The 13,913-nt window shown below is 40.9% G+C and carries 17 protein-coding genes; 8 read left to right on the top strand and 9 right to left on the bottom strand.

Annotated elements, in window-relative coordinates; translation table 11 throughout:
* Positions 1-5: 5 nt before the first annotated feature.
* From metF to HBH39_RS15565, 5 genes are all read left to right on the top strand, one after another.
* On the top strand, positions 6-893 hold the full coding sequence (metF, locus tag HBH39_RS15585) for a methylenetetrahydrofolate reductase (protein WP_167679586.1): 888 nt from the start codon (positions 6-8) through the stop codon (positions 891-893).
* A 195-nt stretch (positions 894-1,088) separates the two neighbouring features.
* A complete protein-coding gene (locus tag HBH39_RS15580) occupies positions 1,089-1,688 on the top strand; it encodes a c-type cytochrome (protein WP_167679585.1) in 600 nt (199 codons plus the stop codon).
* A 9-nt stretch (positions 1,689-1,697) separates the two neighbouring features.
* Positions 1,698-2,753: a c-type cytochrome gene (locus HBH39_RS15575; protein WP_167679584.1), complete on the top strand. Its 1,056-nt coding sequence runs from the start codon at positions 1,698-1,700 to the stop codon at positions 2,751-2,753.
* A gap of 93 nt (positions 2,754-2,846) precedes the next feature.
* A complete protein-coding gene (locus HBH39_RS15570; RefSeq protein WP_167679583.1) occupies positions 2,847-3,092 on the top strand; it encodes a cysteine-rich CWC family protein in 246 nt (81 codons plus the stop codon).
* A 306-nt stretch (positions 3,093-3,398) separates the two neighbouring features.
* Positions 3,399-4,760 (top strand): alanine/glycine:cation symporter family protein, encoded by a 1,362-nt coding sequence (locus tag HBH39_RS15565; protein ID WP_167679582.1) that lies wholly within the window; start codon positions 3,399-3,401, stop codon positions 4,758-4,760.
* A 119-nt stretch (positions 4,761-4,879) separates the two neighbouring features.
* On the opposite strand, the gene HBH39_RS15560 is transcribed toward HBH39_RS15565, so the two are convergent.
* From HBH39_RS15560 to HBH39_RS15535, 6 genes are all read right to left on the bottom strand, one after another.
* On the bottom strand, positions 4,880-6,235 hold the full coding sequence (locus tag HBH39_RS15560; protein ID WP_167679581.1) for a flavohemoglobin expression-modulating QEGLA motif protein: 1,356 nt from the start codon (positions 6,233-6,235) through the stop codon (positions 4,880-4,882).
* Between the two features lie 280 nt (positions 6,236-6,515).
* The gene (locus tag HBH39_RS15555) at positions 6,516-6,692 is read right to left on the bottom strand and encodes a PA3496 family putative envelope integrity protein (protein ID WP_167679580.1); all 177 of its coding nucleotides are present in this window, start codon (positions 6,690-6,692) and stop codon (positions 6,516-6,518) included.
* 261 nt (positions 6,693-6,953) lie between these two features.
* Positions 6,954-7,643, bottom strand: coding sequence for a TorF family putative porin (locus HBH39_RS15550; RefSeq protein ID WP_167679579.1), 690 nt, complete (start codon positions 7,641-7,643; stop codon positions 6,954-6,956).
* 257 nt (positions 7,644-7,900) lie between these two features.
* Positions 7,901-8,173 carry an HU family DNA-binding protein gene (locus HBH39_RS15545; protein ID WP_167679578.1) on the bottom strand — a complete coding sequence of 91 codons (273 nt, stop codon included), beginning with the start codon at positions 8,171-8,173 and terminating at the stop codon, positions 7,901-7,903.
* Between the two features lie 124 nt (positions 8,174-8,297).
* Complete coding sequence (locus HBH39_RS15540; protein WP_167679577.1) at positions 8,298-9,095, bottom strand: response regulator; 798 nt, start codon at positions 9,093-9,095, stop codon at positions 8,298-8,300.
* Positions 9,096-9,168: 73 nt separating this feature from the next.
* Positions 9,169-9,582 carry a hypothetical protein gene (locus HBH39_RS15535; RefSeq protein WP_208764171.1) on the bottom strand — a complete coding sequence of 138 codons (414 nt, stop codon included), beginning with the start codon at positions 9,580-9,582 and terminating at the stop codon, positions 9,169-9,171.
* 88 nt (positions 9,583-9,670) lie between these two features.
* Between HBH39_RS15535 and HBH39_RS15530 the strand changes: the two genes are divergently transcribed.
* Positions 9,671-10,180, top strand: coding sequence for a DUF4240 domain-containing protein (locus HBH39_RS15530; protein WP_167679576.1), 510 nt, complete (start codon positions 9,671-9,673; stop codon positions 10,178-10,180).
* Positions 10,181-10,239: 59 nt separating this feature from the next.
* On the opposite strand, the gene HBH39_RS15525 is transcribed toward HBH39_RS15530, so the two are convergent.
* Positions 10,240-10,548, bottom strand: a complete 309-nt coding sequence (locus HBH39_RS15525) for a hypothetical protein (protein ID WP_167679575.1) — start codon at positions 10,546-10,548, stop codon at positions 10,240-10,242.
* 310 nt (positions 10,549-10,858) lie between these two features.
* On the opposite strand from HBH39_RS15525, the gene HBH39_RS15520 reads away from it, so the two are divergent.
* A complete protein-coding gene (locus HBH39_RS15520) occupies positions 10,859-11,401 on the top strand; it encodes a DUF3016 domain-containing protein (protein ID WP_167679574.1) in 543 nt (180 codons plus the stop codon).
* A 106-nt stretch (positions 11,402-11,507) separates the two neighbouring features.
* Here the strand turns inward: HBH39_RS15520 and HBH39_RS15515 are convergent, their stop codons facing one another.
* A complete protein-coding gene (locus tag HBH39_RS15515; protein ID WP_167679573.1) occupies positions 11,508-11,819 on the bottom strand; it encodes a prephenate dehydrogenase in 312 nt (103 codons plus the stop codon).
* A gap of 124 nt (positions 11,820-11,943) precedes the next feature.
* Here HBH39_RS15515 and HBH39_RS15510 point away from each other — a divergent pair, with 124 nt between their 5' ends.
* On the top strand, positions 11,944-12,876 hold the full coding sequence (locus HBH39_RS15510) for a TraB/GumN family protein (protein ID WP_167679572.1): 933 nt from the start codon (positions 11,944-11,946) through the stop codon (positions 12,874-12,876).
* Positions 12,877-12,956: 80 nt separating this feature from the next.
* Here the strand turns inward: HBH39_RS15510 and HBH39_RS15505 are convergent, their stop codons facing one another.
* Positions 12,957-13,739, bottom strand: a complete 783-nt coding sequence (locus HBH39_RS15505) for a methyltransferase domain-containing protein (protein ID WP_167679571.1) — start codon at positions 13,737-13,739, stop codon at positions 12,957-12,959.
* Between the last annotated feature and the right edge of the window lie 174 nt (positions 13,740-13,913).

Genomic DNA, 13,913 nt, shown 5'->3' with positions numbered 1-13,913 from the left:
AGAACATGGCTTTTCATCATGCCCAACACTCACAGTCGTTAAATCAGAGCTTATCTGAGCTAAGCGATATCAATGTGTCATTTGAGTTTTTTCCGCCTTCAACACCAGAGATGGAAACCATTTTATGGAACTCAATTCGTCGTTTAGAGCCGCTTAACCCTAAGTTTGTCTCGGTTACTTACGGCGCTAACTCTGGGGTGCGGGATCGCACCCATAGTGTGATTGAGCGTATTCAAAAAGAAACTAACTTATTAGCGGCACCGCACCTCACTTTAGTTGACGCCAGTGATGAAGAGTTAATTGAGTTAGCTAAGCATTACTGGAACTCTGGTATTAAAGATATTGTCGCGTTGCGCGGTGATTTACCTGAAGGCAGCCCAAAACCAACTCGATTTGCCAATGATCTTGTTAGTTTATTGCGCTCGGTCGCTGACTTTGATATTTCAGTTGCGGCCTATCCTGAAGTTCATCCAGATGCCCGTAACGCCCAAGCTGATTTAATCCATTTGAAAAAGAAAATTGATGCGGGTGCAAATCGTGCTATCACCCAGTTTTTCTTTGACGTTGAATCTTATTTACGCTTTCGCGATCGCTGTGTCACGGCGGGTATTGATGTCGAAATCGTCCCTGGGATTTTACCTGTCACTAACTTTAAGCAAACCAAACGCTTTGCCGATATGACCAATGTTGCCATTCCGCAATGGTTAAGCCGTCAATTTGAAGGATTAGACAACGACCCTGGTACTCGCCAATTGGTTGGTGCTAACGTGGCGATTGATATGGTCAAAGTGTTAGCTCGTGAAGGCGTGAAAGATTTCCACTTTTATACCCTGAATCGTGCAGAATTAACCTATGCGATTTGCCACACCTTGGGTGTTCGTCCTAAACCTTAGATGTTCGCACTAAACTTTAGGTATTTATCCTAAAAGTGGGTTCAAAAGCATCAATTAATTTTTATCGCCTCAGTTGTATTGCGACTGAGGTTTTTTGTATCTGAATTCTGTCACTATTATTAATATGCTGCTTGTTTGAAAATTCATCTATAGTGAAGTGACATTAACAAAGATGGATTTTGAAAAGGCATAACCATGAATAAATCGTTAATCGCTGCCACGTTTGTATGCAGTGTCGTTAGCCTACCAGTGAATGCATCTGTCCCCGCGACAGTGCAAGTGTGTGTGAGTTGCCATGGCGCTCAAGGCCAGGGATTAGAGGGTGTAGGGCCAAAGCTAGCTGGGTTATCTTCAGCTTACATGGCAGCTCAAATTAAGTTATTTCAGTCTGGCAGTCGCCAAAACCCATTAATGCAACCAATGGCAATGATGCTTCAAGGTGACAATATACAGGTTGCCGCCGATTATTTTGCATCTCAGCCAGTTGGCGACATCAGCTTACTTTATCGTGGTGACAAAGTCGCGATTACCGATCCTGCCGAGAAACTGGCATATCAAGGGGATTGGTCACGGGATCTACCTGCTTGTTTCTCGTGTCATGGTTCATCTGCCATTGGCGCAGAACAGTTTCCTCGTTTAGCTGGCCAACAAGCGAGTTATATTAAAAGCCAGCTTGAAGCTTGGCAAAAGGGCACTCGTAAGGGGGATGCCGATAATATGATGGCCAATGTCGCTGGCAAATTAACCGCTGCCGAAATTGACCAACTTGCGCAATATCTTGCCTCGCTGAAGTAAGGATACATTATGAAGTTTCGAGCAAAATATATTTTAAGTGCAGCGGCATTAGTGGGATTCAATATTAATGTTATTGCCGAGGAACTGCCTGATCGCCAGCAAGCTTTACCTTCAATGCCCAAACAAGCTGATCATTTATATCTTGAATCAGCGCCTTTAACCGATATTCCCGAAGGTGAGTTTGGTGATAAAGTCCGTTTGGGCTACCAATTATTTGTGAATACTCAATTATTGCGTGATAAAAATGTGGGTAACGATCTTAATTGTGTCAATTGTCACTTAAATGCAGGTAATAAGGCCAATGCGTCTCCTTTGTGGGGCGCTTATTTTGCGTATCCCGCCTATCGCAAAAAAAATGACAAAGTGAATAGTTATGAAGAGCGTCTGCAAGGCTGTTTTACGTATTCAATGAATGGCAAAGCACCAGAATCAGGCAGTAAAGAGCTAGTGGCATTGTCTGCTTATTCGTATTGGTTGGGGATGTCTGGGTTAATGCGTCAGCACAATGTTGCAGGCCCTGTGCCTGAGTTAAGCGATAGTGAATTAGTCAAAGGCGCCAAGCGCGATGATTTTATTTTACCCGAGCTCATCTCAAGTAAAATGGACCCAAATGCCTTAGCACAACTTCCTGGACGAGGTTATCCTGCTGTCCCAAAAGCTGAACTCGCTTATTCGCCAGAGCGCGGTGCAGAAGTTTATCAAGCCCATTGTCAATCTTGTCATGGCCAAGATGGTCAAGGACAAATGATTGCTGGCATTGCTGCTTTACCACCGTTATGGGGAGCGCAGAGTTACAACTGGGGGGCAGGTATGCATCGAATTGGCACCGCAGCAGATTTTATTTATGAAAATATGCCGTTAGGTAAAAGTGTCCAATTAACACCTCAACAGGCTTGGGATGTTTCATCCTATATTAACTCGCAAGAGCGTCCTCAAGATCCGCGTTTTAAAGGTCAGGTGAGTGACACTCAAAAGCAATATCATCAGCATGATGGCTATTACGGTAAAACAGTTGCAGATCAGGTTTTAGGGAGTGCTTCTTCAGCTAATTTTCCTAAAAAGTAATCGAGTTACTGCTTCGTATCTACTCAATAACGCCCTAGAAATAATTTTATTACTAGGGCGTTTAAGTGTTTAACCATTAATTGGAGCCCTTTTTTGTCAGATAAAAATTGTCCAATTTGCCAGCAAAGTAACCAGTGCATGATGGCAAATGGTGGAGATGTTTCAACCTGTTGGTGCTTGACTACAGATTTTTCTGCTGTCGATTTGATTGAGCAATATCAGCAACAGCATCCCCAAATTCTCCTCGATAAACAGCAATGCGTATGTCAGTCTTGTTTAGATAACATCGCCTCTGCTCAGCACCTCTCCAAAGCCAGTGTTCAAATTTTTACCCCATAATTGTATTTTCTAATGTTAGCTATTGATGGTTAAGTAGATCCTAGGAGAGGATTTGCAGTAAGGTTTAGATACTTATAAGGCGATATGAAAAATACCTGCAGATCACCTTTACTATAAATGTTCTGGATAAACTTGTTTAGTTAATGGTTTAGGTACTGCAATTTAAAACAGGGGATTGTTGCAAAAAATACGCTAATCAAGGTACTCTAAAAAATTGCTGAAAATAGACCTTAATTTTAATTTTCGCAGCAAGCAATAATCATAAATAACAATAAACATAATAATTAGCTCATCACGAGGTTTTTAATGGAAGCGGTCACAAGTATTGTAAATTGGATCAACGGCATTGTATGGGGTATTCCCATGCTGGTGATGATTTTAGGTGTTGGGTTATTTTTATCTATCGGTTTAAAACTGATGCCTATTTTAAAATTAGGCACAGGCTTTAAGTTACTTTGGTCAGGGCGTACCACTGATGATAGTGAAAAAGGTGATGTGAGCCCTTTTAACGCCTTAATGACCTCACTTTCTGCCACCATTGGTACTGGTAATATTGCAGGGGTGGCAACGGCTATTTTTATTGGTGGTCCAGGGGCACTTTTTTGGATGTGGTGTACTGCGCTGGTTGGTATGGCAACTAAGTTTTCAGAAGCCGTACTAGCGGTTAAGTATCGAGAAACCGATGCCAATGGTGACCATGTTGGCGGTCCTATGTATTACATCAAAAATGGCTTAGGCAAAAAATGGGCATGGCTAGGAAGCGCCTTTGCCTTCTTTGGTATGTTTGCAGGCTTTGGTATTGGCAATACAGTGCAATCAAATTCGGTAGCAGATGCGCTTAGCAGCAACTTCAGCGTACCAAGTTGGGTTACAGGTTTAGTATTAATGGTGCTTGTTGGTGCGGTTTTGATGGGAGGAATTAAACGTATTGCCGAAGTTGCAGGTAAGTTAGTGCCATTAATGACTGTATTCTACATTACTGCAGGTTTGGCGGTTTTAGTGGTGTATATAGACCAAATTCCTGCTGCGTTCGAGCTCATTATTCACAGTGCATTTAATCCCGTGGCCGCACAAGGTGGCTTTGCTGGTGCCGCTGTTTGGGCTGCAATTCGCTTTGGTGTGGCGCGTGGTGTGTTTTCAAATGAAGCTGGTTTAGGTAGTGCACCTATTGCTCACGCTGCGGCGAAAACTAATAACCCCGTAAAACAAGGGTTAGTAGCTATGTTAGGTACCTTTATTGATACCATCATAGTATGTTCAATTACCGGTTTAGCCATTATTGTATCAGGTGCATGGACATCAGGTGAAAATGGTGCAGCGTTAACCTCTTATGCTTTTTCCCATGCTTTACCTTTAGGTAATTATATTGTCGCAATAGCTTTAGCTATTTTTGCCTTTACCACCATTTTAGGCTGGAGTTTTTACAGTGAAAAGTGTGTGCAATATCTGTTTGGTGAGAAAGCGGTTAAACCGTTCCGCTTAATCTTTACGCTTGTTGTCCCTATTGGTGCAATGAGCTCATTAGAATTTATTTGGCTGTTGGCGGATACCTTAAATGCCATGATGGCATTACCAAACTTAGTGGCGTTAGTGTTACTTAGCCCTGTGGTATTTGGCTTAACCCGTGAGTATTTTTTAAAGCAACGTGAGTTAAAAGCTAAAGCGTAATTGATTGACAATAGATAAAAACGGCATACCTTGGAGTGTGCCGTTTTTATTTGGTTTATTTGAGCTGGTTATAAAAACGTAACTGCATGATTTAATGTAGCTAACAGTAATCAAGCGGGTTAATCCGAGTTGTTATCAAACTCCGCATCTTCGAATAATTCAGCTTCTTGAGTATTAATGGTTACTTTACTGAATGAGCGAGCAAAGTGACGTTGTACCCCTTTCAAATCAATATTTCCAATACCTGATGCAAATCCAAACCATGCATATAAACCGCTAATGTCTTTAAACATGGGAGGTAAATATTTGGGCTGGGCAATTAACCCATTCTGATAGGCTTCAAATAGCACTGGAATATCTTCGATAGCAAGCTTGCCTAAAAATAGCATTGGGATGAGTTCGGGTAAGCCGCTACTGATGGCGCTACGAATAAAGTTGATATTTTCAACGTAGCCGCGAACATAAGAAATATCTTTAGTAAAAAAGCTGCCGCCTTGCACCATGCCGCCACGAAAAACACGTTGCGTAACACGGTAACTGTCCTTTGAGCTTAAATGCTGGTTTCTAAAATAGCGATAGACCTCGATAAAGTCTGCACCTTGTTCGGCCATGTCTACCGCAGAAACACGGTCGCTGATCCGTCTTGCCCTGCCTGGGTTTGAGCTTAGGGTTAGCATTTCCATTAACACAGCTAACCCTTCTTGTGAGGCCGTAACTCGTGGTGAGCCAACACTGAGCCATGTGGCGTGGGGCTGAGCGCGTCCATTGAGTGTGGTGCCGACGTGTACCCAGCCTTCATGTACTTCATATACATTCATGTCAGATTCACTAAACATTGCGCGGGTATTTATTTTGACCGTATCTCCACCAACTGCAGCATCCGATACAATACCGTCACTCAGCTTGACGTGGATTTGATCATCATGAAAGTAATTCACTAAACGTTGGCTGAGATGATCAACTGCTTGTGGGGCTGTGATGATTTTTGGGTGTTGTTTACTCATGTGTCTTGCTGCGGGCAGCGAAAAAATATGACTTAGGCGATCGCCAAGCTGACGTAAAGTGTTTCTATCGCCATGCAGCTTATGGCTAGCACTTCCATAAAGTTCTTGGCTAAGTTTGCCAAAAGTAGGCTTGCCACGGTTGTTGAGCATGTCGATCACAATCAGGTATTGTTCAACGTTGGCGATTAAAATTTTGCCCAGCTTATCTTGTTTACCCAGTCTTTTGATGATCGCTGTGCGTAACTGTTTTAGTTCTTGCTGCGTGTTGTCGGTATTGAATGAAAGTGGCACATTGTCATAAAAATTAGCTTCGATTTTTGGCAAAGATTTGGTTTGTTGGGATAAAAAATGATCTTCAACATGACGCGGCCATTTAATGGTATCAAGAATTTTAATAGGTGCCTGAATTCGAATGAGCTCATCTGAAAAACGCCGAATATCTTGTTGGTAACGAATTTTAGTCTCTGTCATTTCCCAGCCTTTGGCGATAAATAAAATTTTATATAGGGTGGGATAATCTCACTAAATGCTGCTAAGTAGCTATTGAAAATTTACAAATTATCGATAAGTTAGTGGTATTTGTTGGTGAATATTATTCAATACTGAGTGGCTGTGTAGCTATGGTGTTGATGTTAATTAAGCTGAGGTTGAGGCTGCAGGAAATACGAAAGTTGGCTGGTGTCGTCGTGATAACTTTGGGGCGAAAAAATGTAAACCACCGTGTAAACGGTGGTTTATTTAGCTAATCTAGTTAAAAAAAGTCATCATCACCTATGGCTTTGCGCAGTTGCGCTTGTTCTAAATAGTCTTCCAAGCGGCGTTTCACTTCCCGTTTATGGCGTAAGTTTTCAGCTGATTTTGGATTACGTGGTGAAGTCATTGCTTCAATTTCTGTATCATCTGGAACTCTTTCACTAAGATTAGCCATAACAAAACCCTCATAACTAATATAAAGCTAAGTGCTAAATCAATAAGCACTTTCTAACGAAAAAACTCTCTGCAGAAAAGCAAAATATATTGCTCGTATTGAACAGTTTTTTTTACCTTCACATTTTAGCTTAGCAGCTATTTTCACGCTTGCTAATCTTGCCTTGAATTGTTGAACAAATGAGAACAACAATGCCACCCTATGGTGGCATTGTCAGTATTGAGCTAGCGCTCATAGAATTAGCGTCTATTGTTGATAGGTTTACATTTCAAAGCCATATGAATAGCCAAGAACCACTTTGGCATCATCGTCCTCAAGATCAGTATCAGATACCATAAATGAGATGGTGCCAAAATCAGTTTCAGTGCTGACGCTGAGGTTGTAATCAGAGTATGCGCTGCCGTCAAACAGGTCTTTAACCACATCACCATGTGAGTAACCATAGTGAAGACCAAGGCTTACTTTCTCGGTTAATGGGAAGGTTAAGTTGACTTGTGCATAACCCCAATCTGTTTCACTGTCTGCGCCTGAAACATCAGATTGAGCATTAACCACTCTTGAATACCCTACATCTAACCATTCCCATGCTAATGCAAAAGAGACTTCACCAAAGTTGTAACTGCTATCTGCATCTGGATAGGCATAGTAAAGATAGCTTAGGTCATAAGTGACATCCTCACCTATGCTACCGCCATAACCGAGGTATAAATCAAACTCGTAGGTAGCAGCGTCACCAAAATCAACATTTGATGCCCAACCACCGGCATAAAATCCTGATTCATGAGCGTAATCAATACCACCTTGAACGGCGACTGAATCATCAGTTTGAGTCACACCACGCCACAAGTAGTTAGATGTAGCGCCAATATTACCTGACACTTCAGCTAATGCTGAACTGCTGACAAACACTGTGCTTGATAAGATAACTGCTGTTAATAGTGATTTTTTCATCTTCTTCCCTCAAAGTTTTATTGTTCATTTAGTGCTTTGTTTTTAAGTCCAGAGTACTAAATGTTTGATTATCTGATTTATTTGAAAGCGAAGGTTGTGCCACTTTTGAATTTCGTTTTATTTCAATAGCTTATATTGCACCGCATCATTATGTTGCATACTTGTTGCTTTGTAATGGTGCGCCATTGCACATGAGTTGTGCAAAATTGAGGCATTAAAAAACCTCCATTAAGGAGGTTTTTAGATTGAGGGCTAAATTAATTAACACTGTCTTTCAGTGTTTTGCCTGCTTTAAACTTAGGAACAGTTGCCGCTGCAATTTGAATTTCTTTACCCGTTTGTGGGTTGCGGCCTGTACGTGCAGCGCGCTGTGAGGTTTCAAATGAACCAAAACCAACGATAGAAATTTTGTCGCCATTTTTCATTGCTTCAGTCACGGCTTCTTCAAAAGATTTTAAGGCGCGGCCAGCTTCAGCTTTAGTTAGATCTGCATTTTCAGCAATTTTTGCAATTAATTCGCTTTTGTTCATATTGATATTCTCTGCTTTCCATAGAATTGTATTTTTAAAACGTTATTAACATGCCATAAGCATTGTGGCTTTAAAAGTCTTTTGTCTGATAAAAAACAAAAAGAGTGCTAAATGTGCGCTCTATCTATTCTTCTAGCAATTTAAACAGGATGCGTTTGACTAAGTTAGGCTCAAATGGTTTGTCACAAAGCGCATTAACCCCAGCGCTTGATACATTAGTTAAGTGAGCATCATTGGCTTCTGATGACACCATTAAAATAGGAATGTGTGATTGTTGGCTTTCATTGCGGATATATTGAGTAAGTGCTAATCCATCTACACTGGGCATGTTGTAATCAGTGATTACTAAATCATACATGTTGTTTTGCATCAAATTGATAGCCTGTGCACCATCTTCAGCCTCGGTAATAATTTGAATACCTAAATTACCAATAGTGCGTTTGATCACATTACGCGCTAAGCGGCTGTCATCCACTACAAGCACTCTGAGGTTATGAACATCAAAATGGGTTAAATCCAGTTCGTCATGGCTGATTAAGTCAATGGTTGAATTTAATGCGGTTGCTAAATGATCGGCACTAAAAGGTTTTGGTAAAATTGCCACAACGCCAGACTGACGAAATATTTCTAACTGCTCTCGGCGACACTCGCTAGAGACCAGCATAAATTGAATATCTTCTAGCGCTGGCGTCTGTTTGATGTGTTGAAGCAAGTCGGTTGCTTCTCCATCGCTAAAATGTAACGCACTGGCGACAAGATCAGGCTTATGGCGCATGATCATCTCCTTGGCCTCGGCTAAGTTGGTGGCGGTTTGAATACTAGAAACACCTTCTTGCTGCAACTTCGACATAATTATTTTTCGTTGTGTGTCGGAAGGTTCTAGCAATAAAATTGATAACTCACTTGGAGATAAACTGTGCATTTTTAAGACTCTTTATAATGTGTATCACTTTGCGGACTATACCACAGGTTATTTTTAGCTTACCTAGGAAGTATTAAGCTTGGGTGTTAATCGATGAACGATTAAAAAACTGTCGACTTTTTGAACTTAGTCCCGCCCACCATTGAACAACTAGCAAACTGATTGCGCTGCTCACTACTAACCAAATAGGAATAATTTGCCCTGCAAACTCTACTTTTACGTCTTCAGGGGTAATTTGATAAGCAATAAATGCCGTTGTGGCTAAGGCTGCAAATATTAAAGTTTGTAGCCCGAGATGAACCCAAAGTACCACCTTAGCCCATTTGGCTTGTAACAATAATCCAGCAAGAACTGGAAAACCGCCCAAGGTGACAATATCAAAGGCTGCTAATTGAGTGGCGCGCCATAAAGCAAATAAGGTCATCACAGTATAGATAAGGATAAGCACAATAATGCTTAATGGCGGTTTTATCGCGGATTTAATCATATCTAGCCTTTAATTTTATTGTTAGTCAGCCTAACGAGAATGATTTTGCGATAGAATAACGTAATTCGACTGAATATGGGAAAGATAGATGACTGAGCAACAATTTTGGCAACTGGTAACTCGTGATTATGCCGAGCAGTCTTCTGAGCAAATAGTGCATCAACTAGAGCAATCACTAACCTTGCTCGATAATGATAGCCTAAAAGCGTTTGATAAAATGTTTGGGCAACAACTGCGCCGCAGTTACACTTGGTCAATTTGGGGCGCGGCATACATTATTACAGGCTGTGATTCAGACTATGCCTTTGCTGAGTTTCGTTGTTTTATCTTGTCCCTTGGCAAAGACTGGTATGACAAAATTGTTGCAGATCCAGATAGTCTAGGTGAGTTGACGGATTGGCCAACTAAAGATAACTACGCTTATCCCTTTATTGAAGATTTTGATTTAATTGCAGGTAAGCTGTATGAAGATCGCAGCGGGCAAGAATTACCTTTTGTGCCTTCAGGCACGAAAACCCCTGCGGGAAAGAAATTTTCGACTAAACCCAAAGTGTTAAAGCAAACCTATCCTAAGCTTAGTGCAAGGTTTCCTTTTTAGCCTATGTTTTTAAACAACAAAGCCCTGAAGTATTCAGGGCTTTGTATCATATCGATAAGTTATCGTTTGCAGGCATAGCTTTCTTGGTCGTATGCGAATCCAAATTTATCACAGATTTTTGCCACATGTTTATCTTCAGCTTTCGCTAATTGATTCGATAACATCTGCTCTTGTTTTTGTTCATAGACATTTTCAGATTGTAATGTTTGCTGATTTAGCTGAACAGTTTGAATCTGTAATGCTGCACTGGTGACATTGTGGCTTAATGGCTCTGCATGGCCTGTTGTCGCGACAGCAATACCCACAATGAAAGTGGCTAGCATGGCTGCATAGGAAATACGTTGAATAGTTGGCGAAAGTGTTTTCATTATCTATAACTCCGTAGAAAGATATTAATCAGTCACGATGTTAGATCCTTGAACAATCGTAAGTTGTTAGTCATGTTTCCCTTGGCGGGTTAACTTGATTGCCATAATAACGTGAGCAAGTTGAATGTAAGCTGAACAGAGTAATATTTATGTAATTTGTGTTTATAAACCAATAGCCTCTAGGTGAAACTTGGAGGTCAACTCAAACTCGTTAATGTGTATTTTGTTAAGCAACTATTCAGGTTCGTTTTGCTACCGTTAATGCAACAAAGGTTAATGACATTTTTAATGAAGATTTTGGAGTCTGATCATGAACATGAAATATCTACTAATTGCCGGTGCATTAATGAGTCATATTGTAATGGCTGAAGAGGCGGAAATTGCTAATCCTGTTACTGAAAACGGTGTGGTCAAAATTGAATGGCAAGATCCGAAGTCTTATCGTGATTTAAAAACTTCAAACGAGATACAGTCGCGTTTTGAAAATCGCTTTTTTGAAACCATCACTAAAAATCTTAATAAAGAAGCAGAGAAAACCTTAAAGCCAAATCAAAAGTTGATTATGCAAGTTTCTGATGTGGATTTAGCTGGGGATATGCGCCCTACTTTTGGTGCTACCATGGGTGACTTACGTGTGGTTAAAGATTTATACCCACCTCGAATGACATTTACTTACCAAATACTAGAGGGTGAGCAAGTGGTGATAGCCGGTGACGAAAAACTAATGGACATGAATTTTATGAGTAATATAAGACGCATTAATGAGCGTCCATTTGATGCCGAAACCAACATGCTTAAGCATTGGCTGAAAAAAACGGTTGAGCCACAACTTTTGGCCCCCGTATCTCAGTAATATCGAATCACTTTATGATATGGCGTAAGCTGTAAAAAACGATAAAGCTCAGTATTTACTGAGCTTTTTTGCATTTAAATCTAGCAACAAACTAAATCGAAATGGCTTATTTACTTTGCTGTTTAAAGGCTTGTATGGTTTGCAATAAGCTGGCAAGTTTTTTGACAAACGCTTCCAAGGTTTCTGGCGCGATGTGAGTACTCGATTGCATCTGCTCAAACTCATTAGCTAACTCTTGCACATAAGGTAAAAAGCGATTGCTTTTTTGGCTAAAGCCTTGTTCTTCTGTAAAAATTGCAACAAATTTTCCATGACCCGCTTTGCGTAATTCATCTAAACGGTTATCGCAGTCAATTGCTTGTCTGTATGCGATTTGCAGGTTTTCTTTTAACTGTTGAATGACTTTGGTGTATGGCATAAGAGCCTCTGATTTTAACGGCACATTTTGTAAATTATAAGGTTCAGCTATGGATGCAACAAGGAAAAGTCTTGTAAAGTAGCTAATTCAAAGATCTCCTAAATCACCTAGAGGCTATTTAGTCATGGAACCGTCTATTTTTATGCAGCAATTTGTCGCGCCTTGTGGTTATTTATCAAAATTAAGGGTGATGTTCACTCATACATTAAGCATCAGCTTATTTGCCTTCATGGGTATCTTCTATAGTGGTCATGCATTTGCTGCAAAAGAGGATAAACCACCATTCTATAAAGTGACTTGGCAAGGGCAGCACGCTTTCTTACTTGGCTCTATCCATGTGGGAAAAGCAGATTTTTATCCTTTGGCAAATCAAATTGAGCAGGCCTTTGAACAATCAGATGTGTTAGTGGTCGAGGCCGATGTGGCAAAGGCTGATACCATGAGTTTGCTGCAACAATTTGGTTCGGCTGATGAGGTTTTGTTAACTCAAGCTCAAGCCATCAGTGCCGAATTTTGTCAACAAGCACAGCAGTTATGCCGCGGTTTGGAGCAATTTGCGCCTTGGCTGCAAGCTGCGCAAATTAGCTTAGTTCGTTTTGGCGCGTTAGGTTATAGCGCTGACGAAGGTGTCGATGCCAGATTTGTCGCGAGTAGGCAAAACAAACCTTTGCTTGAACTGGAAAGTGTGGCGTTTCAATTTGAGCTGATTTCCTCCTTTAGTGATAACACACAAATTCAAATGTTAGATGAGGCCATTAATGCCAGTGATGATGAGATGTTAGCGCTTATTTCAGCTTGGCGCGACGGGGATGAAGCTAAATTGGCGGCCATTATGGAATATCAAGCCGGCGAGTCTGACGAGCTCATATCCAAATTATTGTGGCAGCGAAATCATTCAATGAGCACAACTATGTTGACATATATGGAGCAACATTTAACTCAGCAGCTGTTCTTTATTGTAGGGGCGGGGCACTTGGTGGGGCAGCAAAATATTCCTGACTTACTTAGCCAAAAAGGCGCTGTTGTCACCGCGTGTTGGCGACAAAATTGCCAATAACCTTTGGTTTAAAATAAAGCTTCTGGAGCCGGTGGCTTGCGTATTTATTTTCACTAATGCGCAAGCTAAATAGGCTTAAGTTAAATCTGGGCTTTGGCGGGGGACGTTGCCAAAAAGTGCACATATCGACCTAAAGAGATATAAGGTTCTCGTTGAGAGTAAAATAATTCCATTTCGATTAATTGTTGTTTATCAAAATTTTCGGGTAATTTGTGTTTTAAGTAATCGTTGATCACCCTGACACCGGATTGTTGTAACATAGTCAATTGCCATTGACTAAACCATTGGCGCACATCCTCAATATACAATGGGTGGGTTGGTGTTAAGCCGACTTTCTTCTTCACTTTCATGTCGCGTTTAACATAGTCAAAGTTGCCCGATACTAGGCTGTGAAATCGCATTGCTTCTTTGTTATAAAACATCAGCGAAAACAAACCTTCAGGTTTAAGAAGGTCTAATAAGCCTGCCAAAGTTGATTGGGCATCAACAAGCCATTCTGCTACGGCGTGACATAGAATGACATCAAATTGGCCATATTCCTCTGCCTTAAGAGCTTGTATTGGGCTATGTACTAAGGTGATATCAAGCGGTGTTGGTGAGGCGTCTATTTGTGATTGCGCCTGTGCCAGCATTTGCTGAGAAATATCACAAAGCACAATTTTATGCCCTAGTGCGGCGAGTTTTTGGCTAAAAAAGCCAAAACCACCACCGGCATCTAATATGCGTAAAGGTTGTTGGCTTCTTGTTTGTATTTCGGGTGCTAAGTCTCGCCATAATACCGCCGAACGAATTTCACCTTTGGTGGTGCCGTATATGTTTTTGGTAAATTTTAGACTGAGCTTGTCAAAGTTCTTATCTTGCACGAGATGGCTTATCACGATAAATGGGGCAGATATTTTGCTACGACAAGATAATTGGGTAAAGGGCTTTTGTTGGCAGCCAAGATAAAAATCAATAAATTGTCGCTGACTGATGTTAATTGACGATATAATAACGGGCTGTGGCGCAGGTCGCGTTGTTTTTTAGGATATGACACT

Source organism: Shewanella aestuarii, from assembly GCF_011765625.1.
GTDB lineage: Bacteria > Pseudomonadota > Gammaproteobacteria > Enterobacterales > Shewanellaceae > Shewanella > Shewanella aestuarii_A.
Note: the sequence above shows the minus strand (reverse complement) of the source record. Positions and strands in the feature narration are given on the sequence as shown.